This is a genomic window from Oscillibacter valericigenes (assembly GCF_021531915.1).
Lineage (GTDB): Bacteria > Bacillota > Clostridia > Oscillospirales > Oscillospiraceae > Oscillibacter > Oscillibacter valericigenes_A.
Window position 1 is genome coordinate 110,125 of record NZ_JAFBIV010000002.1, and the last position, 25,389, is coordinate 135,513.

23 protein-coding genes are annotated in these 25,389 nt (G+C 61.2%); 2 read left to right on the forward strand and 21 right to left on the reverse strand.

All coding sequences use genetic code 11. The annotated features are described in order from the left end of the window. Window positions 1-16 precede the first annotated feature (16 nt). From nifS to JQM66_RS02220, 5 genes are all read right to left on the reverse strand, one after another. The gene (nifS, locus tag JQM66_RS02200; RefSeq protein ID WP_235228171.1) at window positions 17-1,204 is read right to left on the reverse strand and encodes a cysteine desulfurase NifS; all 1,188 of its coding nucleotides are present in this window, start codon (window positions 1,202-1,204) and stop codon (window positions 17-19) included. Between the two features lie 114 nt (window positions 1,205-1,318). Next, window positions 1,319-1,600 carry a Dabb family protein gene (locus JQM66_RS02205; RefSeq protein WP_235228172.1) on the reverse strand — a complete coding sequence of 94 codons (282 nt, stop codon included), beginning with the start codon at window positions 1,598-1,600 and terminating at the stop codon, window positions 1,319-1,321. Between the two features lies 1 nt (window position 1,601). Continuing rightward, window positions 1,602-2,804: a pyridoxal phosphate-dependent aminotransferase gene (locus JQM66_RS02210; RefSeq protein ID WP_235228173.1), complete on the reverse strand. Its 1,203-nt coding sequence runs from the start codon at window positions 2,802-2,804 to the stop codon at window positions 1,602-1,604. Between the two features lie 329 nt (window positions 2,805-3,133). After that, entirely contained in the window at window positions 3,134-5,758 is a 2,625-nt protein-coding gene (locus tag JQM66_RS12650; protein ID WP_235228174.1) for an FtsK/SpoIIIE family DNA translocase, read from the reverse strand. 18 nt (window positions 5,759-5,776) lie between these two features. Further along, window positions 5,777-6,616 carry an undecaprenyl-diphosphate phosphatase gene (locus tag JQM66_RS02220; RefSeq protein WP_235228175.1) on the reverse strand — a complete coding sequence of 280 codons (840 nt, stop codon included), beginning with the start codon at window positions 6,614-6,616 and terminating at the stop codon, window positions 5,777-5,779. A 122-nt stretch (window positions 6,617-6,738) separates the two neighbouring features. Between JQM66_RS02220 and JQM66_RS02225 the strand changes: the two genes are divergently transcribed. Next, a complete protein-coding gene (locus JQM66_RS02225; protein ID WP_235228176.1) occupies window positions 6,739-7,275 on the forward strand; it encodes a BUD32 family EKC/KEOPS complex subunit in 537 nt (178 codons plus the stop codon). Window positions 7,276-7,318: 43 nt separating this feature from the next. Here JQM66_RS02225 and rnc read toward each other — a convergent pair whose 3' ends face one another. From rnc to JQM66_RS02300, 15 genes are all read right to left on the reverse strand, one after another. Further along, window positions 7,319-8,002 (reverse strand): ribonuclease III, encoded by a 684-nt coding sequence (gene rnc / locus JQM66_RS02230; protein ID WP_235228177.1) that lies wholly within the window; start codon window positions 8,000-8,002, stop codon window positions 7,319-7,321. 51 nt (window positions 8,003-8,053) lie between these two features. Beyond that, window positions 8,054-8,299 carry an acyl carrier protein gene (acpP, locus tag JQM66_RS02235; RefSeq protein ID WP_235228178.1) on the reverse strand — a complete coding sequence of 82 codons (246 nt, stop codon included), beginning with the start codon at window positions 8,297-8,299 and terminating at the stop codon, window positions 8,054-8,056. Between the two features lie 84 nt (window positions 8,300-8,383). Next, complete coding sequence (gene plsX, locus JQM66_RS02240) at window positions 8,384-9,430, reverse strand: phosphate acyltransferase PlsX (protein ID WP_235228179.1); 1,047 nt, start codon at window positions 9,428-9,430, stop codon at window positions 8,384-8,386. After that, window positions 9,427-10,734 (reverse strand): methylenetetrahydrofolate--tRNA-(uracil(54)-C(5))-methyltransferase (FADH(2)-oxidizing) TrmFO, encoded by a 1,308-nt coding sequence (gene trmFO / locus JQM66_RS02245; RefSeq protein ID WP_235228180.1) that lies wholly within the window; start codon window positions 10,732-10,734, stop codon window positions 9,427-9,429. The genes plsX and trmFO overlap by 4 nt, the downstream gene beginning before the upstream one ends. A 50-nt stretch (window positions 10,735-10,784) precedes the next feature. After that, on the reverse strand, window positions 10,785-13,133 hold the full coding sequence (gene topA / locus JQM66_RS02250) for a type I DNA topoisomerase (RefSeq protein WP_235228181.1): 2,349 nt from the start codon (window positions 13,131-13,133) through the stop codon (window positions 10,785-10,787). Between the two features lie 40 nt (window positions 13,134-13,173). Then, entirely contained in the window at window positions 13,174-14,361 is a 1,188-nt protein-coding gene (gene dprA / locus JQM66_RS02255; protein WP_235228182.1) for a DNA-processing protein DprA, read from the reverse strand. 16 nt (window positions 14,362-14,377) lie between these two features. Then, a complete protein-coding gene (locus tag JQM66_RS02260) occupies window positions 14,378-15,139 on the reverse strand; it encodes a TrmH family RNA methyltransferase (protein WP_235228183.1) in 762 nt (253 codons plus the stop codon). Between the two features lie 64 nt (window positions 15,140-15,203). Then, the gene (gene lysS / locus JQM66_RS02265) at window positions 15,204-16,709 is read right to left on the reverse strand and encodes a lysine--tRNA ligase (protein ID WP_235228184.1); all 1,506 of its coding nucleotides are present in this window, start codon (window positions 16,707-16,709) and stop codon (window positions 15,204-15,206) included. A gap of 10 nt (window positions 16,710-16,719) precedes the next feature. Further along, the gene (gene greA / locus JQM66_RS02270) at window positions 16,720-17,193 is read right to left on the reverse strand and encodes a transcription elongation factor GreA (RefSeq protein WP_235228185.1); all 474 of its coding nucleotides are present in this window, start codon (window positions 17,191-17,193) and stop codon (window positions 16,720-16,722) included. Between the two features lie 137 nt (window positions 17,194-17,330). After that, window positions 17,331-18,074, reverse strand: coding sequence for a hypothetical protein (locus JQM66_RS02275; protein ID WP_235228364.1), 744 nt, complete (start codon window positions 18,072-18,074; stop codon window positions 17,331-17,333). A 53-nt stretch (window positions 18,075-18,127) separates the two neighbouring features. Continuing rightward, window positions 18,128-19,351 carry a murein hydrolase activator EnvC family protein gene (locus tag JQM66_RS02280; protein WP_235228186.1) on the reverse strand — a complete coding sequence of 408 codons (1,224 nt, stop codon included), beginning with the start codon at window positions 19,349-19,351 and terminating at the stop codon, window positions 18,128-18,130. A gap of 10 nt (window positions 19,352-19,361) precedes the next feature. Beyond that, entirely contained in the window at window positions 19,362-20,249 is an 888-nt protein-coding gene (ftsX, locus tag JQM66_RS02285; protein ID WP_235228187.1) for a permease-like cell division protein FtsX, read from the reverse strand. Further along, entirely contained in the window at window positions 20,242-20,934 is a 693-nt protein-coding gene (gene ftsE, locus JQM66_RS02290; protein ID WP_235228188.1) for a cell division ATP-binding protein FtsE, read from the reverse strand. Before ftsE ends, ftsX begins: the two co-directional genes overlap by 8 nt. Window positions 20,935-21,158: 224 nt before the next feature. Then, window positions 21,159-22,250, reverse strand: a complete 1,092-nt coding sequence (locus JQM66_RS02295; protein ID WP_235228189.1) for a PucR family transcriptional regulator — start codon at window positions 22,248-22,250, stop codon at window positions 21,159-21,161. A gap of 158 nt (window positions 22,251-22,408) precedes the next feature. Continuing rightward, on the reverse strand, window positions 22,409-23,128 hold the full coding sequence (locus JQM66_RS02300; protein ID WP_235228190.1) for a pseudouridine synthase: 720 nt from the start codon (window positions 23,126-23,128) through the stop codon (window positions 22,409-22,411). Window positions 23,129-23,204: 76 nt separating this feature from the next. Here JQM66_RS02300 and JQM66_RS02305 point away from each other — a divergent pair, with 76 nt between their 5' ends. Continuing rightward, window positions 23,205-23,675, forward strand: coding sequence for a DUF4830 domain-containing protein (locus JQM66_RS02305; RefSeq protein ID WP_235228191.1), 471 nt, complete (start codon window positions 23,205-23,207; stop codon window positions 23,673-23,675). Window positions 23,676-24,088: 413 nt separating this feature from the next. Here the strand turns inward: JQM66_RS02305 and tuf are convergent, their stop codons facing one another. Continuing rightward, entirely contained in the window at window positions 24,089-25,291 is a 1,203-nt protein-coding gene (tuf, locus tag JQM66_RS02310) for an elongation factor Tu (RefSeq protein ID WP_235228192.1), read from the reverse strand. Window positions 25,292-25,389 lie beyond the last annotated feature (98 nt).

Sequence of the window (25,389 nt, forward strand, 5' to 3'; positions counted from 1 at the left end):
TCAAAATGCTCCTTTCTTAAATGAGATGAGGCCGCTGGCCCTTCTCCAGTTCGTCCCATACAGGGGACATATCCCGCAGGTAGTGGATGATGCCCGGCAGCTCCGCCAGGATATAGTCCATCTCCTCGGGGGTGTTGTACTCGCAGATGCTGAGCCGCAGGGAGCCGTGGGCCACCTCATGGGGCCGCCCCAGAGCCAGCAGCACGTGGCTGGGGTCCAGAGACCCGGAGGTACAGGCGCTGCCGGAGGAGGCCGCAATGCCCTTGGCGTCCAGCAGCAGGAGGAGGGATTCGCCCTCGATGCCCTCAAAGCACAGGTTCACGTTGCCCGGCAGGCGGCGCTTGGCGTCACCGTTGAGGATGGAGTGAGGAATCTTGGTCAGGCCCTCGATCAGCTTGTCCCGCATGGCCGCCACATAGGCCGCGTTCTTCTCCATGTTGGCGCAGGCCTCCTCAAAGGCCGCCGCGGCACCGCAGATACCGGGGATATTTTCCGTACCGGCTCGCTTGCCCCGCTCCTGGGCGCCGCCGTAGATGACGTTGGTCAGAGCAATGCCCCGGCGGGCGTACAGGACACCCACGCCCTTGGGGCCGTGGAACTTGTGGGCGGAGAGGGACATCAGGTCAATGTGCATGGCCTGCACGTCGATGGGCAGATGGCCCGCCGCCTGGACCGCGTCCGTGTGGAACAGGACCCCCGCCTCATGGCACACCGCGCCGATCTCCGGGATGGGCTGGATGGTGCCGATCTCGTTGTTGGCGAACATAACGCTCACCAGGCAGGTATCCGGCCGCAGGGCCGCCTTCACCTGCTCCGCCGTCACGATGCCATCCGGGGGGATGTCCAGCAGCGTGACCTCATAGCCCTCCTTCTCCAGGGCCTCCAGGGTGTGCAGAATGGCGTGGTGCTCAAACTTGGTGGAGATGATGTGCTTCTTCCCCTTCCGGGCGCCCAGAGCCGCCGCGGAGCGGAGGGCCTGGTTGTCGGCCTCGCTGCCGCCGGAGGTAAAGGTGATCTCCCGGGGATCGGCGTTCAGGTACCTGGCAAAGGTCTCCCGGGCCGCAGCCAGTTTTTCCGCCGCCCGCTGTCCGGGACTGTGGAGGCTGGAGGGGTTTCCGTAGACCTCCTGGAAACAGGGCAGCATGGCCGCCAGAGCGGTGTCGCTGACAGCGGTGGTGGCTGCGTTGTCGGCATATATTTTCATGGGATTTCCTCCTATTCCTATCTATTTACTATGATATGATACTAACATATAATATCCCAGTTGTCAAGTAGGATATGCAAAAGAAAAAATCGGACTGCTGTGCAGTCCGGTTTTTTAAAATTCGTAATCCACAGCCACCCGGTCTTCCCGGATGGACTTGCACAGGGCGGAGACAGCCTTGTGACGGGGATCGTTCTTGTAGGTCTCCAGCGCCTCCATGCTCTCAAACTCGCTGACCAGGACGGCGTCGTAGTTGCCCTCCCCCACGTTGACAGCCACCTCGGACTTCAGCAGCTGGGGAATGACGCCCTGCAGACCCCGCAGACCCTCCAGAAACTGTGCCTGTTCCGCCTCCGTACCGGGGCGGAATTTCCACATAACGATATGGCGGATCATATCAACCCTCCCGCTTGGCGTTGTAGGCCGCGATGCCCAGACCCAGCAGCTCCACGGAACGGCGCAGCTCGTCGGGGTTGGTGACGTAGGCAATGCGGATCTCATTGCGGCCCTTGCCGGGGGTGGCGTAGAAGCCCTCGCCGGGGGCGTACATGACGGTCTGGCCCTGGTCCTCGAACTCCTCCAGCAGGAAGTACTGCAGTTTTTCTGCGTCATCCACCGGCAGGGTCGCCATCAGGTAGAAGGCGCCCTCGGGGACACGGAACTGCACGCCGGGGATCTTGCCCAGCCCCTCCACCACCGCGTCCCGGCGGCGGCGGTACTCCGCCCGAATGGCAGCGTAATAGTCATCGGACAGGCTGTTGTACATGGCGGCGGCGCCGATCTGGTCCAGGGTAGCGGCACACAGGCGGCCCTGGCAGATCTTCATGGCGTGGCCCATCAGTTCCCGATTGCGGGAGACGATGACGCCCACCCGGGAGCCGGTGGCGGAGAACCGCTTGGACACGGAGTCCACCACCACCACATTTTCAGCGGCATCCTCAAATTCCAGCATGGAGCTGAGCCGCTGGCCGTCATAGACCAGTTCCCGGTAGACCTCGTCGCTGATGAGGAACAGGTCGTGCTCCCTGGCGATATCCGCCATGGTCCGCATCTCCTCCCGGCTCAGCACCACGCCGGTGGGATTGCCGGGGTTGGTCATCAGGATGGCACGGGTGCGGTCGGTGATGTAGGGCTCGATCTGCTCCCGGGTGGCAAAGCGGTAGCCGTGCTCCGGGTCCGTGGGCACGGGCCTGATGACCGCGCCGGTGACCTTCACAAAGGTGTCGTAGTTGGGATAGTAGGGCTCCGGCACCAGGACCTCGTCCCCCTCCTCCAGGATGCAGGAGAAAATGATCTGCAAAGCCTCGCTGCCGCCGTAGGTGGCCAGGATGTCCTCTTCAGCCAGGGAGATGCCCAACTTCCCGTAATACTTGCGGACGGCCTCCACAAAGACCTCCACGCCGGGAGAGGGGGCGTACTCCAGGACCTTTTCCCGGAAATCATGGATGGCGTCAAAAAAAGCGGTGGGGGTCTCCACATCCGGCTGGCCGATGTTCAGGTGGAGGACCTTCCGGCCCTTGGCCTCCGCCGCTACCATGTAGGGACGGAACTTGCGGATGGGAGATAAGGAACAGGACTCGATTCTGCTGGAAAACTTCATGGCAAATGCCTCCTTGGCACAATTCATACAAATTCAATGGCGCTCCGGCACATAAAAAAACGCCCCTGACTGCTGTCAGGGGCGAAAAAACTCCGCGGTACCACCCTGATCTGTCCCCTTGCAGGGACATCTCATGTCATCCGGTAACAGGGATGAATCGTTCCGCTCCTCGCGGACTGCTCCAAAGTGGCTGCTTCCCGGCGTGGGCTGAGGGTTTGCACTGGTTCCCTCTCACTGAGAGCCGGTTTCAGGAAGCTGGCTTTTTCACCGCATTTCTCTGTACATTATACGCATTTCAAAGTTTTTGTCAACCTGGGTATTAAAAAGTTTCATACCTCTTCTTCCGGAAACGGACATTCTTCATTGGTCCCTTCCGTCGCAGGCGCACTGCCCATCTGCATCTCCTGCCACTGGGCACGGGTGATCAGCAGCTGACGGGGCTTGGAGCCCTCGAAGGGACCCACGATGCCCCGCTCCTCCATCTGATCCACCAGACGGGCGGCCCGGGAGTACCCCAGCTTCAGCCGGCGCTGCAGCATGGAAACGGAGGCCTGTCCGGTCTCCAGCACCACATCCACGGCGGCGGGCAGCAGCTCGTCGCCCTCCTCGTCGGCGGGCTCGGCGGAGGCGGCAGCGCCCTTGGCGCCGCCTTTTTCCTTCTCCTGCATGGTCTCCTCGATCTTGGCGATGACCTCGTCGGAATACTGGGCCTCGCCGGACTGCTTAACAAAGGTCACCACTTCCTCGATCTCCTCCGGAGAGATGAAGCAGCCCTGGACCCGCTGGGGCTTGCCGCCGCCCAAGGGAGCGTACAGCATGTCGCCCTTGCCCACCAGCTTTTCCGCGCCGGTATTGTCCAGAATGATGCGGGACTCCAGAGAGGAAGCCACGGCGAAGGCGATGCGGCTGGGGATATTGGCCTTCATCAGGCCGGTGATGACGTCGGCAGAGGGCCGCTGGGTGGCGATGACCAGGTGGACACCCGCGGCACGGCCCATCTGGGCCACACGGCAGATGGATTCCTCCACTTCCTTCGCCGCCACCAGCATCAGGTCGGCCAGCTCGTCGATGACCACCACCACACTGGGCAGGGGTTCCAGGTCCTCGCTGGCCCGGGCCAGGCGGTTGAACTCCTCCAGCTTCTTGACGCCGTGCTCGGAGAAGGTCTTGTACCGCTTCATCATCTCAAACACCGCCCACTGGAGGGCACCGGCGGCCTTCTTGGGGTCCGTCACCACCGGGATCAGCAGGTGGGGAATGCCGTTGTAGGGCGCCAGCTCCACCATCTTGGGGTCCACCATGATGAAGCGTACCTCGTCGGGGGTGGACTTGTACAGCAGGGAGATAATGAGGGAGTTGGTGCACACGGACTTACCGGAGCCGGTGGTACCGGCGATCAGCACATGGGGCAGCTTTTCGATGTCCCCGATGACGTTCCGGCCGCCGATGTCCCGTCCCAGAGCGAAAGCCGTCTTGGACTTGTGCTGGGTGAAATCCCGGGACTCGATGACATCCCGGATCAGGACAGGCGTCACCCGCTTGTTAGGCACCTCAATGCCCACCACGGAGCTCTTGTCCGGAATGGGTGCAATGCGGACGCCGGTGGCACCCAATGCCAGGGCAATATCGTCCGCCAGGTTGGTGATCTTGCTGAGCTTCACACCCTGGTCCAGCACGAACTCATACCGGGTGACGGAGGGGCCGTGGACCACGTCGGCAGGGGTGGCGTCCACGCCGAAGCTGGTGAGGGTGTCCGCCAGACGGCGGGAATTGTTCCGCAGCTCCGCGCCGGCCTCCACGTGGTTTTCGCCCTGGCTGGCCTTCAGCAGGGTGATGGGCGGGAACTGATAGGCTTCCTCCTCTGTGGCCAGCTTCTGCTCGATCTCCGCCGTCACAGCGGCGGTCTGGGCCGCCACCTCCTTGGCGGTGGTGGCCTTCTCCTTCCGGGCAGAGGCAGGCTCCTCCTGAATGGGCACGGGTGCGGGAGCCTGGACCTGCTTCGGGGTCTCCGCCGTCATCACAGGGGCCGCCGGGGCCACAGGCTGGACGGGCTTTACCGGCTCCGCCGCAGAAGCGGGCGCGGCGGGAATGGCGGGAGTAAACGCAGGCTTCTTCTCCGCTTTTTCACGCAGGACCTGGTCGGGGGTCTGCTGCTGATCGGACTTATGGCGGAAGAAGCTGGTAAAACGGCCCTCCTTCTGGGCCGTGGCCTGGAGAGCCGTCTTGTTTACCGGCTCGTCGTCCAGAGGAATGTCGATCTGGGGCTTGGGCTCCTCTGTACGGCGGCGGGGCGTCTCCAGCGGCACCACGCGGACATGGGGCTGCTCCGGCTCCTCCTCATAGCGGGGCCGCTCCCGGTGCTTTTCGATAAGGGCGCCTACCGTCAGCCGCAGAGCCACCATCAACAGCACCACGAACAGCACCGTGAAGATAATGATGGAAGCCAGGCGCGAGAACACCGCCGCGGAGCCTACCGCCAAGGCACCGGAAACAGCGCCGCCGGAAGAAACGGAGAGGCCGGACTTCCAGAGGTTTTTCAAAATGCCAAAGCCGGACTCAAACTTCTCTTTGCACAGCACCATATGCGTCAGGGAACCCAGCAGCACCGGCAACAGCAGGGCGCAGGTCACCCGCAGCTGGACGGGGCGGCCATGGTGGAACAGCAGGATCAGGCTGGCCAGCAGCATGGCGGGAGCTGCCAGCCAGTAGCCATAGCCGAACAGGCCCTTCAGCAGGGCCGCGAACCAGTCGATAAAGATGGCGCTGACGCCGAAATAGCTGACGGCGGCAAACAGCGCCAGCACCAGCAGCACCACGCCGCCCACCTCACGGCGGATGGGCCGCTTTTGGGGCTGGGCGGGCTTTTTGGAGCGATTAGCGCCGCTTTTGGAAGCGCTGCTTTTGGAAGCGCCGCTCTTTTGTGTCGTTGTTTTCTTCTGTGTCGTGGAAGCCACGGTATGTACCTCCAATGGTTAATTCTGAATGACTGTCAGGACCAGGGTGATGGCGCCGACGATCCAGCAGTAATAGGCAAAGAAACCGAACTTGCCCTTGTCGGCGATCATCTTCAGCAGGCGGATGCAGGCGTAACCCACTGCAGCGGCCACCGCCACGCCTACTAGATACACCGGCACCTCGCTCCACACCACGGTAGCCAATGCGTCCTTGATGCTGAGGACGTTGGCGCCCAGGATGGCGGGGATGGACAGCAGGAAGGAAAAGCGGACGGCGAACTTCCGGTCAAAGCCCACAAAGCATCCGGCGGTGATAGTGGTACCGGAGCGGGAGATACCGGGGCAGGTGGCGATAGCCTGGGCCGCGCCCACCAGTAACACATCCACCAAGGCGGCATTCTTCTCCGTTTTGCGGCCCTTCTTCACCCGGTCGCTGGCAAACAGCAAAAATCCGGTGACGATCAAGGCCCCGCCCACGAAGTACATGTTGTCGGCCAGGCCCTCCACCAAATCTTTAATGGGCAGCACCACAAGCAGCGGCAGGGTGCCCACAATGATCAGCAGGATCAGCCGCCGGGCAGGGGGCACCGGCGTGGGAGTGGTGCGGTGGGCCAGGTCCCGGACGCCGCAGAAAAACTCCACCACCATGTCCCGGATATCCTCCCAGTAGGCGGCGAACACCGCCACCAGGGTGCCCAGGTGCAGCAGCACGTCAAAAAACTCGGGAATCTCCAGGCCGGTCATGCCCAGCAGATGCTCGGCGATGGCCAGATGGCCGGAGCTGGAAATGGGCAGAAACTCCGCCACGCCCTGGATCAGGCCCAGAATGATGGATGACAGCAGTGACAACAGGCTCACGCTCCTTGCTCTTGAAATCTCATACAAAGACAGTATAGCACGGACAAGCCGTAAATTCCAGTCATATTTACAGACCGCCCTCTCTGTGCTATCATCAAAATAAAACGCAGAGGAGGCAGGCCATGGATACCCGGTATGTCAACGACAGGCCCTTTGCGCTGCAGCGGCTGCTGGGTAAGGGAAAGGGCGGCTATTCCTATCTGGTGACCGGCGGAGGACGACAGTATGTGCTGAAACAGATTCACCACGAGCCCTGCGCCTACTATCAATTCGGTGATAAAATCCAATCAGAGCTCCGGGACTATCAGCGACTCCGGTCCATCGGCATCCGGATGCCGGAGCTGCTGGATGTGGACGTGGCCCGGGAACGGGTCCTGAAGGAGTATATTGCGGGCGACACCATTTATGACCTGGTGCTGCGGGACGAAATGCGCCCGGAATATCTGGAGCAGGTGTCGGCCATGTGCGCCCTGCTGTACCCCGCCCATACCAACATCGACTACTTCCCCACCAATTTTGTGGTGCGGGACGGTCTGCTGTACTACATTGACTTCGAGTGCAACGACTACATGGCGGAGTGGGATTTTGAACACTGGGGCATACAGTACTGGTCCAAAACCCCTGCGTTTCTGAAATACGCAGAGGAACACAGCAAATAGCCAACAAAACGTCCGGGGACAACTGTCCCCGGACACCTTTTTCTTATTCTCCGCCCAGCAGCTTCAGGGCTGCTTTGGCTGCGGCCTGCTCGGCCTCCTTTTTGCTGCGGCCCTCGCCGCGGCCGGACACCTGTCCGTCCACAGAGACCTCCATGACGAACACGCGGCAGTGGTCCGGACCGGTCTCCTCCACCAGCTGGTAGGTGATGGTACGGCCCGGCGTCCGCTGGACCAGCTCCTGCAGAGCAGTCTTGTAGTCCCGGCGGCGCTCTTCCACCGCCTCCTCTTTTTCCGCATCCAGCAGGACACGGTGGATCAGCTGGGAGGCGGCGCCGATGCCGCCATCCAGGTAGACCGCCGCGAACACGGCCTCCGTGGCATCCGCCAGAATGGAGGTGCGCTCCCGGCCGCCGCCGGCCTCTTCGCCCCGGCCCAGCTTCAGGTACTTGCCCAGCTCCAACTTCCGGGCCACCTCATAGAGACTCTGCTCGCAGACCAGGGCCGCCCGGATACGGGTCAGATCTCCCTCCGGAAGGTCCGGGTGCTGGACAAACAGAAACTCCGCCGTCACAAAGCCCAGCACGGAGTCCCCCAGGAACTCCAGCCGCTCGTTGCTGTTGAGATGAGCCGCCCGGTGCTCATTGGCATAGGAGCTGTGGCTCAGAGCCTCGCTCAGCAGGGCGGGATCACGGAAGGTGTAATTCAGTTTTTTCTCCAGTTCCTTCATGTCGACCTCTCCAAAAGGAAGCCCCGCGCTGTCGGCGGGGCGGTTCCTGCATTATTTCAGCTTTCCGGCGATGTAATTCACGGCGTCGCCCACGGTCTTCAGGGAACTCAGATCCTCTTCCTGGGTCTCGCCCACCTCGAATTCCTCTTCCATGGCCATGACCAGCTCCACCAGATCCACGGAGTCAGCGCCCAGGTCCTCCTCAAAGGAGGTCTCCATAGTCACTTCCGCGGGCTCCATAGCAAACTGCTCAGCCACCAGTTCCTTCATCGTCTGAAAAATTTCCTCAATAGACATGCCTTTTCACCCCTTACGGTATGATGGAAGTCCCATCATTTGGTTATTGCTTGAGGCAATCATACGGCAAGTGCCGCTATGCTGTCAAGAGGGAGAACCTACTTTTTCCGCGGTGCGCTCGACTTTCATCAGCTCGATGTCCCGCTGGATGTCCTCAATAAAGCCGCTCTCGGCGTATTCCTTGGCCCGCAGGATGGCGTTGCAGATGGCCCGGGCGTCGGAGGAGCCATGGGCCTTGATGACGGGCTTGGAGATGCCCAGGAAGGCCGTGCCGCCCACCTCGCTGGGGTCCAGCAGCTTCTTCATGTCTGCCAGGTTTCCCTTCACCATGGCCGCCGCCAGCTTGGTCTTGGTGCTGGTGTAGAACATCTTCTTCAATTCCTTCAACAGGAATTTGGCGGTGCCCTCCACGCCCTTCAGCAGGATGTTTCCGGAGAAGCCGTCCGCCACGATGACGTCGGCGGCGCCCAGAATGGCGTCGTTGGCCTCCACGTTGCCGATAAAGTTGATGCGGCCCGCGTCCCCGGCGGCCTTCAGCAGCGGATAGGCCTCATGGCGCAGGCTGTCGCCCTTGGCTTCCTCGGCGCCGATGTTCAGCAGACCCACCCTGGGGTTTTCCACACCGCAGACCCGCTTGGCGTAATAGCTGCCCAGATACGCGAACTGCAGCAAGTACTCCGGCGTGCAGTCGGCGTTGGCACCGCAGTCGCACAGGATGGCGCGGCCGACGGCAGTGGGGATCACAGGCCCCATGGCGGCCCGGCGGATGCCCCGGATGCGCTTCACCAGCAGGGTGGCTCCCGCCAAAAGGGCACCGGTGGAACCGGCGGAGACAAAAGCGTCGCCCTCGCCGTTTTTCAGCAGGGTCATGCCCACCGTCAGGGAGGAGTCCTTTTTCACCTTAAAAGCGGTGGCGGGGTCGTCCTCGATCTCCACCACCTCGCTGGCATCCCGGATCTCCACGCCCGCAGGCAGGGTCTTTTGGCCGCAGGTCTCCAGGGCCTTCAGAATCTCCGCCATGCGGCCTACCAGGAGGATGTCCACGCCGTGCTGCTGATGGGCATCCAAAGCGCCTTGCACGATGGCCTGAGGGGCGTTGTCGCCGCCCATGGCGTCTACGATGATCTTCATTTCAGGACCTCCTCCTTGATTTGCTCAATGATGGCCAGAGACCGCTGGGACAGCTCGGCGTTCTTGTTCCGCTTACCCTTCACCCGGTGGTCCAGGGGCGGGATAATGCCGAAGTTGATGTTCATGGGCTGGAACTGGGTGATGGACTGATTGCTGACATACAGCCCCAGGGCGCCGATAGCGGTCTCCCGTGGGAAGTCCACCGGATTCATGCCCCGCAGCCGCCGGGCAATCTCCACGCCCACCAGGAAGCCGCTGGCGGCGGATTCCACGTAGCCCTCCACGCCGGTCATCTGTCCGGCGAAGGAGATGCGGGGCTCCGCTTTCAGCCGGTAATAGCGGTCCAGCAGTCTGGGAGAGTTCAGGAAGGTATTGCGGTGCATGACGCCGTAGCGCAAAAACTCCGCATCATGGAGGGCAGGGATCATGGAGAACACCCGCTTCTGCTCCGGGAACCGCAGGTGGGTCTGGAAGCCCACTAGGTTATAGACCGTGCCGTCGGCATTGTCCCGCCGCAGCTGCACCACGGCATAGGGCCACCGACCCGTGCGGGGGTCGTCCAGTCCCCGGGATTTCAGGGGGCCGTACAGCAGGGTATCGTGTCCCCGGCGGGCCATGACCTCCACGGGCATACAGCCCTCGAAGACCTGGCTGTCCTCAAATCCGTGGACCTCCGCCTCCTGGGCGGTGGTCAGGGCCTGCCAGAAGGCGTCATATTCTTCTTCATTCATTGGACAGTTGACATAATCCAGTCCGCCCTTGTCATACCGGGAGCCGAACCAGGCCTTGTCCATATCCACGCTCTCGGCGGACACCAGGGGCGCCGCCGCGTCGTAGAAATGGAGGTCGCTGTCCTCTCCCAGCAATTTCTGCAGGCGCTCCGCCAGGGCGTCGGAGGTCAGGGGGCCGGAGGCGATCACCACTTCCCCGTTGGGGATGTCAGTGACCTCCCCGGGGACCACGGTGATGTTGGGGTGGCTTTTGACCTTCTCCGTCACCATGGCGGCAAAGCCGTGGCGGTCCACCGCCAGGGCGCCGCCGGCCTCCACACGGGTGGCGTCGGCGCAGGAGAGGATCAGGCTGTCCAGGCGGCGCATCTCCTCCTTCAGGAGGCCCACCGCGTTTTCCAGCTGATCGCTGCGCAGAGAGTTGGAGCAGCACAGCTCCGCAAAATTGTCCGTCAGGTGGGCAGGGGTCTTTTTCTCCGGCTTCATCTCCCGGAGAGTCACATGGACGCCCCGCTGGGCCAACTGCCAGGCGCATTCACTGCCCGCCAGGCCCGCACCGATGACTGTTACTTCCATAGGGGATTCTCCTTTGTTAGGATGTCCCCGGCAAGGGGACAGGTGCTGTTTTAAGCCTTTTCCGCCGCCTTCTTGGCGGTGGGCTTCTTCGCCGCAGTCTTTTTGCCCGTGGTAGTTTTCTTGGCGGCGGTGGTCTTTTTGGCTGCGGTAGTCTTCTTGGCCGCAGTGGTTTTCTTGGCCGCTGTCTTTTTGGTGGGTTTCTTCTCTGCCTGGGTCTCAGGGACCGGCTCTTCCCCCTCCTTCTTTTCCGCGGGCTTCCTGGGATAGCCCCGCTTCTCCTCGGGCAGGAAGTTGGAGCAGGCCTCGTTGATGCAGAAGGGCTTCTTGAAGCCCTTGCCGGCCTTCTTGAACATGGTGTGGCCGCAGACCGGGCAGTCGTCCTTCACCGGCACATCCCAGGTCATGAAGTCGCACTTCTCGGCCTCGTCCTTGCTGTTGGTATGCTCACAGCAGTAATAGGTGTACTGCTTGTTGGTCTTTTTGCTGGTGCCGGTGCGCTTCATGATGCGCCCGCCGCACTTGGGGCAGCGGCCCGGCATCTCCACCACCAGAGGCATGGTGAAGCTGCACTCGGGGTAGCCGGGGCATGCCAGGAAGCGGCCAAACCGACCAGACTTCACCACCAGGTTCCGTCCGCACTCGGGGCAGACCTCCTCGCTGACCTCGTCGGGCACCTTGATGCGGACGCCCTCCAGGTCCTGCTCGGCCTGCTTCAGATGCTCCTCAAAATCGCCGTAGAAGTCCCGCAGGACGCCCTTCCAGGGGGTAGTCCCCTCCTCCACGGAGTCCAGGCGCTGCTCCATGTGGGCGGTGAATTTCGTGTCGGCGATGTCGGTGAATTTGTCCTTCATCAGCTCCGTCACCACCCGGCCCAGGTTGGTGATGCGCAGGTACTTGCCCTCCTTGATGACGTACTCCCGGTCCAGGATGGTGGACACAGTGGGGGCATAGGTGGAGGGACGGCCGATGCCCTGCTCCTCCATGGCCCGGATGAGGGTGGCGTCGGTATAGTGGGCAGGGGGCTGGGTGAAGTGCTGGTCCCTGGAGAAGTCCTTCAGGGTCAGGGTCTCTCCCTCCTGCAGGGCGGGCAGGGGAGATTCCTTCTCCTCCTTTTCCTCGTCCTTGCCCTCCTCGTACACAGCGGTGTAGCCGGAGAATTTCAGACTGGAGGAGCTGGCCCGGAAGCTGTGGCTGTTGGCCTCGATCTCCACGGCCACGCTGTCATAGACGGCGTTGGCCATCTGACAGGCCACATAGCGGCTCCAGATCAGGCGGTACAGCCGGTACTGCTCGCCGGTCAGGTCTTTTTTGAGCATCTCCGGCGTCCAGTTCACGTTGCTGGGGCGAATGGCCTCATGGGCGTCCTGGGCATTGGCCTTGGCCTTGTAGCGGTGGGTCTGGGCGGGGTAATACGCCGCGCCGTAGCGGCCCAGAATGAAAGTCTTGGCGTCCGCCAGGGCCTCCTCGCTGATGCGGAGGGAGTCGGTACGCATATAGGTGATCAGGCCCACGGTGCCCTCGCCCTCAATGTCCACGCCCTCGTACAGTTGCTGGGCGATGGCCATGGTGCGGCGGGGAGTCATGCTGAGCTTGCGGGAGGCCTCCTGCTGCATGGTGGAGGTGGTGAAAGGCGGAGAGGGGCTGCGCTGCTTGTCGGTGCGCTTGACGCTCTTGACGGTGAAGACGGCGTTTTTCGTCTCCTCCACCACAGCCTCCACCTCTTCGGCGGACTTCAGCTCCGCCTTTTTGCCGTTCTTGCCGTGATACCGGGCGGCGAAGGGCACTTTCTTCACGTCGCTGCCCAGAAGATTGGCGTCCAGGGTCCAGTATTCCTCGGGCTGGAAGGCCTCGATCTCCCGCTCCCGGTCGTCCACCATGCGGGTGGCCACGGACTGGACCCGGCCTGCGGACAGGCCCCGGCGGATCTTCTTCCACAGCAGGGGGCTCAACTCATAACCCACCAGGCGGTCCAGGATGCGGCGGGCCTGCTGGGCGTCCACCAGGTTCTGGTCGATCTCCCGGGGCTCCCGGATGCTCTCCTGCACCACCTTCTTGGTGATCTCGTTGAAGGTGACCCGCTTCGCCTTGTCGTCCGGCAGGTTCAGAAGCTGCTTCAAATGCCAGGAAATGGCCTCGCCCTCGCGGTCCGGGTCGGTTGCCAGATACACGGTGTCCGCCGCCTTGGCGGATTTTTTCAAATCGCTGATAATATCCTCTTTGCCCTTGATGGGCTTGTAGACCGGCTCAAAGTCCTTCTCCACATCCACACCGATGGTGCTTTTGGGCAGGTCCCGCAGGTGGCCCATGCAGGCCTTCACCTCGAAGTCCTTGCCCAGGTATTTGCCGATGGTCTTTGCCTTCGCGGGAGACTCCACGATGACCAGGCTGTGATTTGCCATAGTTACCTCCAGGCGCTTCTCTCAGAAGAAGCGCGCAAATTTATTCTGTCAGCGTCACGGCACGGGTGTAATGCTTTCCACTGTGCTGTTGGACGTATTGTTCGATCTCAAGTAAAGTCAGGGCGGACAGCACCCGCCGGGTGGGGATGCCGGTCTGCTCGATCAGGTCGTCGACCTGGATGGGTTCTTCGTCGGAGAGGGCCCGCAGCAGGGCGATCTGGTCGTCCGTCAGGCTGACCGCCGGGTCCGACAGCCGCAGGGACGGCGGCACCGGCCTGGGCTCCTCCTTCTGCCGGGCCTCATAGCCCAGCTTCTCCGGCTCCTTCCGGGCTTCCTCACGGCGCAGCTTGTCCGGAAACCGGGCCTCGTATTCCTGCAGCAGGTCCCAGGCGTCCGCCGTCAGGACCGCGCCTTCACGGATCAGGCGGTTGCAGCCCACACTGTTGGGGGCGTCGATGGGGCCGGGAACGGCAAACACGTCCCGTCCCTGCTCCACGGCGGTGTCTGCTGTGATGAGGGCGCCGCTGCGCTCCGGGGCCTCCACCACCAGCGTGGCAAGCGAAAGACCGGAGATGATGCGGTTGCGCACAGGGAAATTGGTCTTGAAGGGCTCCGTGCCCGGTGGATATTCGGACAGCAGCACGCCCGCGGCGGCCACGTCCTCGTAGAGATAGCGGTTTTCCCAGGGATAGCGGACATCCAGTCCGTTGGCTGCCACGCCCACAGTGACACCGCCGGCCCGGAGAGCTCCCCGGGTGGCTGCGGCATCGATGCCCTTGGCAAGGCCGCTGACCACCACAGCGCCGCCCCTGGCAAGGCCATAGCCCAGCTTCTCGGCGCTGGAAATGCCGTAAGGCGTGGCGTCCCGGGTTCCCACCACCGCCACGGCTACCTCCTCGTCAAAGGCGGGCAGGCGGCCCTTCACATACAGCAGGCAGGGCGGGTCATAAATGTTTTTCAGTCGCCCCGGATACTCCGCGTCCTGGATGGTCAGGAGCCGCAGGTCCAGCCGCTGGCAGTCTGCCAGAATGCGGTCCGCCGCGTCCAGGCGGTGGTCCTCCAGGATGGCGGCCTGCTCCCGGGTCATGCCCTCAGTCAGCAAAATTTCCCCGGCGTCGGCGTAAAACACGTCCTCCGGGGTTCCAAAATGGCGCAGCAGCGCCAGCCGGGTCTGATTTTTCAGGCCCCGCAGCTCTGTCAGCCACAGCCAGTATTTCAATGCCGACATGGCGCCGCCTCCTCACTCAGTCGTTCCGGGCCATCTCCCACAGCAGCACCGTGGCGGCAGCCGCCGCATTCAGGGATTCGCAGTGGGCCCGCATGGGGATCAGGACCGTCCGGTCGCAGCACTCCAGCAGTTCCCTGGAAAGGCCTTTTCCCTCGCTGCCGATGGCCACGGCGCAGCGCGTGTAATCCACCTTCCGGGCGTCCACGGTGTCGGTCCGCAGGGCGGCGCCGTACAGGGGCAGTCCGGAGGCCGTCAGCAGTGCCCGCAGGACGGGCACATCGCAGGTCCACACCGGGCAGCGGAACACCGCGCCCATGGTGGCCCGTACCGTCTTGGGATTGTAGAGGTCCGCGCAGGCGTTCACCAGCAGCAGACCGTCGGCGGAAAAGGCGTCAGCGGTGCGGAGGATGGTCCCCACATTGCCGGGGTCCTGGACGCCGTCCAGCACCACATAGCGTTTGCCCTCCAGCTTCTCCGGCAGCGCCGGGGGCCGCATGCCGCAGACAGACAGGACGCCCTGGGGCGTCTGGGCCGGGGACAGGGTCTTCATCACGTCAGCGGGCACCTGGACCAGCCGCACCCCCGCCGGAATGGGCGGCAGGGCTGCGTCGGCGGTGCACACCACCGTGTGCAGGTCCGCCTGGCGGAGCAGGGCCTCCTCCAGCAGCTTGGGGCTGTCGCAGAGGAACTCGCCCTTCTGACGGCGGTAGGAGGCGGAGGACGCCAGCTTACGGATATGGGTGCAGAGGGGATTGGTACGGCTGGTGATGATCTCCATAGGCTGGCTCCTTTCCGTGAGTAGTCATCGGCGGGCGGCTTCCGCCGCCCGCTTGATGGGTGTATCAGTCCAGAGGCTTCATGGTGGGGAAGAGGATGACTTCCCGAATGGTGTCGGCGCCGGTCAGGAGCATGACGCAGCGATCGATGCCCATGCCCATGCCGCCCGTGGGAGGCATGCCGTATTCCAGGGCGTTCAGGAAATCCTCGTCCAGCATCTCGGTCTCGTCATCGCCACGCTCCCGCTGCTCCACCTGCTTCTCGAAGCGCTGGCGCTGGTCGATGGGGTCGTTCAGCTCGGAATAGGCGTTGGCCAGCTCACTGTGGCACACGAACAGCTCGAACCGCTCGGTGAGCCGGGGATCGGCAGGGCTGCGCTTAGTCAGGGGGCTGACCTCCACGGGATACATGGTGATGAAGGTGGGCTGGATCAGCTTCTCCTCCACCCGCTGGTCAAAGCATGCGTACAGGGCGTTGCCCCAGGTCTTCTCGGCGGCGTCCGCCAGCTCCACGCCCTTGGCCTTCGCGGCGGCCACAGCCTCGGCGTCGTCGGTGATGGCGCCGAAGTCGATGCCCAGGTACTCCTTCACGGCGTCCACCATGGTCAGGCGGCGCCAGCCGGGGGTCAGGTCGATCTTCTCGCCCATCCACTCCACCTCATAGGTGCCCAGGATCTTCTGGGCGGCACCGGAGATGATGCCCTCGGCAATGTCCATCATACCGTGGAAATCGGTGTAGGCCTGGTACAGCTCCACCGTGGTGAACTCGGGGTTGTGCTTGGGGTCCATGCCCTCGTTGCGGAAGATGCGGCCGATCTCATACACCCGGTCCATGCCGCCCACGATCAGCCGCTTCAGGGGCAGCTCCGTGGCGATGCGCATGTACATATCGATGTCCAGGGTGTTGTGGTGGGTGATGAAGGGCCGGGCGGCGGCGCCGCCGGCGATGGTGTTCAGGACAGGGGTCTCCACCTCAATATAGCCCATGTTGTCCAGGTAGTCCCGCATGAACTTGATGAACTGGGAGCGAATGACGAAGTTGCGCTTCACATCGGGGTTCACCATCAGGTCCACATACCGCTGCCGGAACCGCAGTTCCTTGTCCTGCAGACCGTGGAACTTCTCCGGCAGGGGCAGCAGGGACTTGGAGAGCAGGGTGATGTCCTTGGCCCGGACGCTCATCTCGCCCCGCTGGGTGCGGAAGACCTCGCCGTCCACGCCCACGATATCGCCGATGTCGTACTTCTTGAACTTCTTATAGACAGCCTCGTCCATCTCGTCCTGCCGGGCGTACAGCTGGATGCGGCCATCCCGGTCCTGCAGGTCGCAGAAGCTGACCTTGCCCATGCCGCGCTTGCTCATGAGACGGCCGGCCACCTTCACGGCCTGGCCCTCCATAGCGTCGAAGTTGTCCTTGATCTGCTGGCTGGTGGCATTCCAGTCAAAGCGGGTCTGCTGGAAAGGGTCCTGGCCCTCAGCCTGGAGCGCGGCCAGCTTCTCCCGGCGAATCTTTGTCTGCTGACCCAGATCCTGTTCGGGGGAGGCCTGCTGGTTGTTCTTCTGTTCAGCCATGTCGTTCTCCTTATCTCTCGATCTTCTTCACCGTGTACACGATGGCGCCCCGGGGAGCCTCCACGGTGACGGTGTCGCCTTCCTTGGCGCCCAGCAGGGCCTTGCCGAAGGGGGATTCCTCGGAGATGATGCCGTGCATGGGATCGGCCTCCTGGGAGCCCACGATCTTGTAAGCGGGCATTTCCTTGCCATTGGCGTCAGTCACCGTGACGGTGCAGCCGATGGTCACCTCATTGGTGGTACCGGCGTTCTCGTCCACGATCACCACATGCTGCAGGATCTCCTCCAGTTCGGCGATGCGGGAATACAGCTTGCCCTGCTCGTTCTTGGCCTCATCGTACTCGCTGTTCTCGCTGAGGTCGCCGAAGCCGCGGGCGATCTTGATCTGCTCAGCCACCTCGTCGGAGCGGGTAGTCTTCAGGTAATTCAGTTCCTCCTGCAGCTCCTGGGCGCGGGCAGCACTCATTTTGTATTCTTTTTCCATGTCAACGATCCTTTCATATCTTTTGAAGGGAAATATGATTTTCCCTATGCATACTTATTCTATTATACTATGACAGTCTAGTATTATAGAGGTTGGTTTTCAGAATGTCAAGGGGGCGGGGAAGGCAAAAAACGCCCTTATTTTGCGGAAATCCCACCTCCCACAGTGATCTGACCCGGCCGCAGAGCCCCCTGCTCCCGGAGCGTCGCCAGCAGCTGTCCCCGGTCGCAGCCCTTGGGCAGCTTTTCCTCCAGAGCCGGCGGCAGCAGCAAAGGCGGCAGCGACGCCGTCTCGTCGTACAGCGCCAGCGTCCGGCGGCTGTGGCAGTCCTCCCTGGGGTCAAACAGCACCAGGACCTCTGCCTCCTCCAGCTGTTCTTTGGAGGGCCCCAGCAGCAGGGACACGCCGTACTCCCGCCGCAGCTGGCGGCACAGGTCCTCTCCGCCCCGGGACAGGTCCAGCAGCACATACCGGTGCCGCAGGGACAGCTCCGTCACCGTCCGCACCACCTCACCCGTCAGCTGCTCGGCGGAGACAGCCACTCTGGCCCCCGCTGCCGGGGCTCCCTGCTCTGTCAGGAGCCAGCGGACCCAATCCGCGGCGATGCCCCGCCGCAAGCCTAACGTGGACACCGGACGCAGGTCCCATTTTTCCAGCTGCGAACCATAGGAAAAGTCCTCCGGCAGCACCACCCGGGTGACGCCCTGCTTCCGCAGGCGCTTCCCCGCTGCCGCCACCCGCCGCCGGAGAACAGCCTCCGGCGTTCTGGGCCCCCGTAGCACCTCCGCGCACCAAAAGCGCATCCGAAGGACGCTCCGCTCTTTCACGGCCACGGTCTTTTCCCGCTTTCCCGGCTCCTTCCAACTCAGCATTCCGATCATAAAACATCATCCTCCCGCTCCATGGTATGGAACGGGAGGATGAAATATGTGCATTACGCAGTAGCGGACAGGGTGTAACCCGTCAGATAGCCCTTTTTCAGAGGGTCAATGCGGACGCCGTTCTCCGTCACCTCAAAGTGCAGATGGGGACCGGTGGAATGGCCCGTGGAGCCGGTGATGCCCAACACGTCGCCCTGGTTCACATACTGTCCAACGGACACGCTGCGGCTGCTCATATGGCCGTACAGCGTGGTGTTGCCCGCGCCATGGGAGACCACCACATAGTTACCGTAGGAGCTGGAATACTGGGACACGATGACAGTGCCGGCCTTGGCGGCGTAAATCCTGGAGGTGTAGCCCACCCGGCCGATATCTGTACCCTTGTGGTTGGTGGAACCCACGCCGCCGGGAGAGGCCCGGCCGCCCACTGTGGAGGTGATGTAGCGGCTGTCCACCGGCCAGATGTATCCGCCGGGATTAGACTGCTGGGGCTTACCTTGAGCCGCCTGCTCCTCCGCCAGCTTTTTGGACAGGCGGAGGGCCTCCGCCAGGATGTCCTCCTCTTCCTGAGCCAGCTGGTCAATGGTGGACTTGTACTCCTTCTCGTTGGCCTCGATCTCTTTCACCAGAGCGATGGCCTGCTGGCGCTGCTGGTCCAGTTCCTTCTTCTTGCTGACCAGATCGGCCTTGGCCGCCTCCGATTCCGCCTTGCTGGTCTCCAGAGAGGTCTTTTTCTCCGTGATCTCCACCTGCAGTGCCTTCAGATCGTCAATGACCTTCTGGTCGGCGTCCATGACCTCGTTGATATCGTTGAGACGGGTCAGCATGTCAGAGAAACTGGTGGCGCCGAAGAGGACGGACCAGTAGCTGATCTCGCCCCGCTCCTCCATGGACCGGACCCGGTGGCAGAACAACTCATACTGTGCCGCCTCCCGCTGCTCCGCGTCCACCAGCTCCGCTTCTGTCTGGACGATCAGCTCCTCATAAGCGCTGATCTGTGCCTCCACATTCCGGATCTGAGCGCTGGTGTTATTGATCTGCTCGTCCAGCTTCTTCTGCCGGGACAGCACCGCCGCCTTGTCATTGGCCAGGCCGTCCAGCTGCTTCTGCAGATCCTTCTTCTGTGTCTTCAGGTCCGCCGCTTCGTTTTTCAGCTTGTCGATCTCCGCCTGGGTGACGGCCAGGGCCGGTGCCAGCTCCGCTGTCACCAGACACAGGGCCAGGGCCAGCATCAGCAGAGAGCGGCCCAACCGGCGCAAGGGGTACTTTTTCTTCATAGACGCCTCCTTAAACCTGCAGGAACTTCCGAATGGCAGACAGACTGCCGCCTACGCCGATCAGGATGCCCGCTATGGCGAAGACCACGGCCACCGGCACCCACAGTTCCTGGAAGGGGATCACATGGATCAGCTGCAGGGTGTCGTTGTTGTCCACGCCCCTGGTCACCGCCTCATACAGTCCCCACTGGGAGAAGAAGGCGATGACAGCGCCCAGCAGACCCATCATGAAGCCCTCGTACACGAAGGGCCAGCGGATGAAGCCGTTGGTGGCGCCCACCATCCGCATAATGGCGATCTCGTCCCGGCGGTCAAAGGTGGTCAGCTTGATGGTGTTGGAGATGATGAACACCGACACCACGAACAAAATGGCGATCAGCGCCACACAGATGACGGTGGCCACGTTCCGCACGGTGATAAAGCCGCCGGCGATCTCCTCGTAGGCGTTGACCCTGGCAATGCCGGGAATGCTCTGCACCGCCTCCTTGGTCTGGCGGATCTGTTCAAGGTCCGTGATCTTGATGGCATACCGGTCCCGCAGGATCTCCGGGTCCAGGTCCTGGAACATATCCTCGTCCGGATACTGGGCCACGAAGTCCTCCATGGCCTGCTCCTTGCTGATGTAAGTGGCGGATGCCACATTGGGGACAGTCTCCAGCTTTTTCTGCAGGGCTTTGGACTCAGCCTCTGTGCAGCTGTCGTCTACGTAGGCCAGGATCTCATTCTCCTGCTCCAGGTCCCGCAGCAGCTCGTTGGCGTTCACCGCCACCAGGGTGAAGGTGCCCATGATCAGCAGGCAGGCCACGGTGATGCCCACCGCAGCGAAGGACATGAAGCCGTGGCTGAACATATTGGAAAGGCCCTCATGGGCAAAATAGCCGATATCATGCTTAGCCATGGATGTTTCCTCCCACATAGCCGCCCACGCTGTCGTTGACCACATGGCCGGAATCGATGGTGACCACCCGCTTGCCGAAGCGGTCCACCAGGTCCTTTTCGTGGGTCACCACCACCACGGTGGTGCCCAGCTGGTTGATCTTCACCAGCAGGCTCATGAGCTCCAGGGACCGCTCCGGGTCCAGGTTTCCGGTGGGCTCGTCCGCGATGATGGTGTTGGGATTGTTCACCAGCGCCCGGGCGATGGCCACACGCTGCTGCTCGCCGCCGGAGAGCTCCGTGGGATAGCTGTCGGCCTTCTTCTCCAGGCCCACCAGCTGCAGCACGTAGGGAATGCGGTTTTTGATCTCCTTGGGGCTGGCGCCCACGGCCCGCATGACGAAAGACAGGTTGTCGTACACCGTCTTTTTCTCAATCAGGCGGAAATCCTGGAAAATGATGCCCAGTGTCCGCCGCATCAGCGGGATCTGCTTTTCGGAAATATTGCTGACGGAGAAGCCGTTGATCATGATACGGCCCCGGCAGGGCTCCACCTCGCCGGTCAGCAGCTTGATGATGGTAGACTTGCCGGAACCGGAGGGCCCCACCAGAAAGACGAACTCGCCGTCCTCAATGGTCAGGCTGATGCCCTTGATCGCCCTGGTCCCGTTTTCATATTCCATCTCCACATCTTTTAAACGGATCATGCCGCCACCTCACACGTTTCTATATCAAACACGACCGACCTTACCAAAATGTTCCCTATTTTGTAGCAAGGTCGACATAATTCCAAAGATAGTTACATTATATACGATTTTTTGATGCAATGCAACAGCAGTTTGCAATTGTTTGCAAAAAGGAAGGGTGGAAAGTTTTAGAAGAAAACCGGCGGACTTTCGTCCGCCGGTCTCTTTTTGTCGGATATGGATTCTCAGGAATCGATCCCCCGGGAGGTCAGGTACTTCTTGACCATCAGGGCCACCTTAAATGTAATGGCATCGTCAAACTCCCGCAGGTCCAGGCCGGTGAGCTTCTTGATCTTTTCCAGCCGGTACACCAGGGTGTTGCGGTGGACAAACAGCTTCCGGGCCGTCTCGGACACGTTCAGGTTGTTTTCAAAGAACTTGTGGATGGTAAACAGGGTCTCCTTGTCCAGAGCGTCAATGGGGTTCTTCTTGAAGACCTCCTGGAGGAACATTTCGCACAAAGTAGTGGGCAGCTGATAGATCAGACGGCCGATACCCAGGTTTTCATAGTTGATGACATACTTCTCGGTATCAAAGACCTTGCCGACCTCAATGGCGATCTGAGCCTCCTTATAGCTCTTGGCCAGGTCCCGCAGATGGATGGCCACGGTACCAATGCCCACCACCACGGTGCTCTCTCCGCCGGAGCAGAGGGTCTCCTCAATGGAAGCGGCGATCTTATTCAGCTCCTTGATCCCGGCGCCCTCGGACAACTGGCGGATCAGCACCACATCGCCCTCGCCCACGCTGAGAACAAAGTCGTTCTGGCGGTCAGGGAACAGGGTCTGGAGCACATCGGTGGGGACAGAATCGCCCTTTTTCAGGGAACGGACCACAAACACCCCCCGGGGCACGTCGGCGGTGACCCGCAGCTCCTTGGCCCGCATGTAGATGTCACCCAGCATGATATTGTCGGAGATAATGTCCTTGATGAAGGAGCCCCGGTCATGCTTTTCCTCATAGTAAGCCTTGGCGGCATTCAGGGCCACCGTGGCCATAGAGCAGACCGTTTTGCTGATCTCATTGTCGCCAAAGCTGAAAGCGGCATAGTCAAACTGGTTGCCCCAGCCGTTCAGCGCCTTGAAGGTCTTGCCGTCGGAGGAGATCATACTGCCGGCGGCGTTGTTCACCACAGGCACATATTCCGCCCAGCGCTGGCCGATCATGGAAAGTTCACTGCAGGCGATGACGATACCCTCGCCGTCGATCACGCCAACAGTTCGGTCGGTGTTTTCCTTCAGTTGCAGGACCACATTTTGAAAAATTCTTCCAGACATGGCTGTCCTCCTCACCACTCGTCACACGAAAATCTTTGTGCAATTTGTCAATGATAATATTATATCGGCAGTTTCGGCAAAATGCAAGATGTTTTTTCTTTTTTCAACAAAAAACTTATTGGCTTTTTGTTGAAGATTTGCTCTTTTCCAAAGATATGTCAAATCTTTCGAAGCATCTCCACTTCGCTTTCCGTCAAAAGCCGGTATTTTCCCCGGTCAAGTGCCGGATCCAGGGTCAAATTGCCCATCTGAATGCGCTCCAGATACAGCACCGGCTTTCCCAGGAAAGCCAGCATTCGCTTCACCTGATGGAATTTTCCCTCCCGCAGTGTGACGTGCGCCTCGCTCTCCTCTCCGGCTTTCAGGATCTTCAATCCCGCCGGCTGACACACCAGTCCGTCACCCAGCGTCATGCCGGCGGCAAAAGCCCGGCAGTCCTCCTCTGTCAGCCGCCCGGCCACCCGGGTATAGTACACCTTGTCCACATGATGCCGTGGAGACAGCAGGTCATGGGCCAGGCCGCCCTCGTTGGTCAGCAGCAGCAGTCCCTCTGTGTCCTTGTCCAGCCGCCCCACAGGAAACAATCCCTGCTTCTTCAACTCCGGCGGCAGCAGGTCCAGCACCGTGGGCCCCCATCCGTCCTCCGTGGCGGATAGATAGCCTGCAGGCTTGTTCAGCATCACCCAGGTGTATTTACGATAGCACAAGGTCTCCCCATTCACCGTGATCTCCACGGCCTGCGGGTCAAACTTCTCCTCGCCGGACCTGGCGGGGACACCGTCTACCAGGACTCTCCCCTGCCGCACCAGCAGCTTCACCTCCCGCCGGGAAAATTTTCCGGTAGATGCAATGATCTTGTCCAGTCGCTGCTTCTCCATGTCTCCACGCTCCTTTTATAGATATTTTATCATAAACTATCTCGAAAATGAATAGGAACAAGCAGGAGGGATGGATATGCTGATCTGGACCACGCGGTTTTCACGAAAAAAAGCGGTTTTGACTGTGATCGCCATGGGGATCGTCATGGCGGTACTGATTCTTTTGACCGGGCGCACAGAGTCCGGGAACTCCTCTGCCCGGCCCGAACTGGCGGACAACAGCCAGCGGGTGGAATACCTTCGGTCCCTTGGGTGGGAAGTGGACACAGAACCGGTAGAAACTCTGCAATTCCTGCTGCCCGAAAAGCTGGAGGAGCCTTATCTCTCTTACAATGAACTGCAGCTCAGCCAGGGCCTTGACCTGACCGCCTGTCTGGGAAAACAGGTAGAGCGCTATACCTACACAGTCACCAACTATCCGGAGCGCCCGGAGGGGGTGCAGGCCAATCTCTACATCTGCGAGGACTATCCGGTGGCTGGAGACATCTGCTGTCCCGGTGCAGGCGGCTTCCAAACAGGTCTGGCCTTTCCGGAGGAAAACGCATGACGGCGGATTTCTCTCTGCCAGGACAACGGTGGACGACATCCGCCCTGCGGCTCTTCCGCCAGCCCCTGCATCTCCTATGCCCCCCGCCCTGCGGGGCCCGGGCGGCCGCTGTATATGCGAAAAAGGACTGCCGCAATGCGGCAGTCCTTTTCATCAGTCAGGAATTACTCCTCGATCTCGATAACGACACCGGAACCAACGGTACGGCCGTTTCCCATTTGGCTTTGCCAAACGGGAACCCTTGTGATTCCACTTGCGCGGGCGAAATAAATTCGCCCTTGCGCCAAGGTTTTGCTCCGCAAAACGCTTGTACGGGCCTTCGGCCCGCCCCGCTCTGCGGGGCCCCGGGCGGCCGCCTCCCATACAGCAAAAAGGACTGCCGCATTGCGGCAGCCCTTTTTATCAATCAGGAATTATTCCTCGATGTCGATGACAACACCGGAACCAACGGTACGGCCGCCCTCGCGGATAGCGAAACGCAGGCCCTTCTCGATGGCGATGGGGGTGATCAGCTCGACCTTCATGTCGACGTTATCGCCGGGCATGCACATCTCGGTGCCCTCGGGCAGGGTGATGACGCCGGTCACGTCGGTGGTACGGAAGTAGAACTGAGGACGATAGTTGTTGAAGAAGGGGGTGTGACGGCCGCCCTCGTCCTTGGACAGGACGTAGACCTGGCCAACGAACTTAGTGTGGGGATGAATGGAGCCGGGCTTGGCCAGAACCTGACCACGCTCGATGCCCTGACGGTCGATACCACGCAGCAGAGCGCCGATGTTGTCGCCGGCCTCAGCGAAGTCCAGCAGCTTGTGGAACATCTCGATACCGGTAACGACGGTCTTCTTCTTCTCGTCGGACAGACCAACGATCTCGACTTCCTCAGACAGCTTCAGCTGGCCACGCTCCACACGGCCGGTAGCAACGGTACCACGGCCGGAGATGGTGAAGACGTCCTCGACGGGCATCAGGAAGGGCAGAGAATCGTCGCGGGGAGGAGTGGGGATATAGGAGTCAACAGCGTCCATCAGTTCCTTGATGCAGGCATACTCGGGAGCGGCAGGATCGGTGGACTCGGACACCAGGGCGTTCAGAGCGGAACCCTTGATGATGGGGATATCATCGCCGGGGAACTCATAGGTGCTCAGCAGCTCGCGGACTTCCATCTCGACCAGCTCCAGCAGCTCCTCGTCGTCGACCTGATCGCACTTGTTCAGGAACACGACCATGGCGGGCACGCCGACCTGACGGGCCAGCAGGATATGCTCACGAGTCTGAGCCATGGGGCCGTCGGTAGCAGCGATGACCAGGATGGCGCCGTCCATCTGAGCAGCACCGGTGATCATGTTCTTGATATAGTCGGCGTGGCCCGGGCAGTCAACGTGGGCATAGTGACGAGCCTCGGTCTCATACTCGACGTGAGCGGTGTTGATGGTGATACCACGCTCGCGCTCCTCGGGAGCCTTATCGATGCTGGCATAATCCTCGAACTCGGCCTTGCCCTGCATGGCCAGGTACTTGGTGATGGCAGCGGTCAGAGTGGTCTTGCCGTGGTCGACGTGACCGATGGTGCCGATGTTAACATGGGGCTTGGTTCTTTCAAATTTCTGCTTAGCCATTTGAAAATCCTCCTGTCAAAGTTTCAAAATACATTTGTTGCAATGCACGTAATCAGCATTGCTTATTTTACAGTATCTCAGGGAAAAAATCAACAGCG

Bases quoted from the DNA above. Each gene is read 5' to 3' on its own strand.
- nifS (WP_235228171.1), bottom strand. From the start codon at position 1,204: ATGAAAATATATGCCGACAACGCAGCCACCACCGCTGTCAGCGACACC.
- JQM66_RS02205 (WP_235228172.1), bottom strand. From the start codon at position 1,600: ATGATCCGCCATATCGTTATGTGGAAATTCCGCCCCGGTACGGAGGCG.
- JQM66_RS02210 (WP_235228173.1), bottom strand. From the start codon at position 2,804: ATGAAGTTTTCCAGCAGAATCGAGTCCTGTTCCTTATCTCCCATCCGC.
- JQM66_RS02225 (WP_235228176.1), top strand. From the start codon at position 6,739: ATGGATACCCGGTATGTCAACGACAGGCCCTTTGCGCTGCAGCGGCTG.
- rnc (WP_235228177.1), bottom strand. From the start codon at position 8,002: ATGAAGGAACTGGAGAAAAAACTGAATTACACCTTCCGTGATCCCGCC.
- acpP (WP_235228178.1), bottom strand. From the start codon at position 8,299: ATGTCTATTGAGGAAATTTTTCAGACGATGAAGGAACTGGTGGCTGAG.
- plsX (WP_235228179.1), bottom strand. From the start codon at position 9,430: ATGAAGATCATCGTAGACGCCATGGGCGGCGACAACGCCCCTCAGGCC.
- trmFO (WP_235228180.1), bottom strand. From the start codon at position 10,734: ATGGAAGTAACAGTCATCGGTGCGGGCCTGGCGGGCAGTGAATGCGCC.
- topA (WP_235228181.1), bottom strand. From the start codon at position 13,133: ATGGCAAATCACAGCCTGGTCATCGTGGAGTCTCCCGCGAAGGCAAAG.
- dprA (WP_235228182.1), bottom strand. From the start codon at position 14,361: ATGTCGGCATTGAAATACTGGCTGTGGCTGACAGAGCTGCGGGGCCTG.
- JQM66_RS02260 (WP_235228183.1), bottom strand. From the start codon at position 15,139: ATGGAGATCATCACCAGCCGTACCAATCCCCTCTGCACCCATATCCGT.
- lysS (WP_235228184.1), bottom strand. From the start codon at position 16,709: ATGGCTGAACAGAAGAACAACCAGCAGGCCTCCCCCGAACAGGATCTG.
- greA (WP_235228185.1), bottom strand. From the start codon at position 17,193: ATGGAAAAAGAATACAAAATGAGTGCTGCCCGCGCCCAGGAGCTGCAG.
- JQM66_RS02275 (WP_235228364.1), bottom strand. From the start codon at position 18,074: ATGATCGGAATGCTGAGTTGGAAGGAGCCGGGAAAGCGGGAAAAGACC.
- JQM66_RS02280 (WP_235228186.1), bottom strand. From the start codon at position 19,351: ATGAAGAAAAAGTACCCCTTGCGCCGGTTGGGCCGCTCTCTGCTGATG.
- ftsX (WP_235228187.1), bottom strand. From the start codon at position 20,249: ATGGCTAAGCATGATATCGGCTATTTTGCCCATGAGGGCCTTTCCAAT.
- ftsE (WP_235228188.1), bottom strand. From the start codon at position 20,934: ATGATCCGTTTAAAAGATGTGGAGATGGAATATGAAAACGGGACCAGG.
- JQM66_RS02295 (WP_235228189.1), bottom strand. From the start codon at position 22,250: ATGTCTGGAAGAATTTTTCAAAATGTGGTCCTGCAACTGAAGGAAAAC.
- JQM66_RS02300 (WP_235228190.1), bottom strand. From the start codon at position 23,128: ATGGAGAAGCAGCGACTGGACAAGATCATTGCATCTACCGGAAAATTT.
- JQM66_RS02305 (WP_235228191.1), top strand. From the start codon at position 23,205: ATGCTGATCTGGACCACGCGGTTTTCACGAAAAAAAGCGGTTTTGACT.
- tuf (WP_235228192.1), bottom strand. From the start codon at position 25,291: ATGGCTAAGCAGAAATTTGAAAGAACCAAGCCCCATGTTAACATCGGC.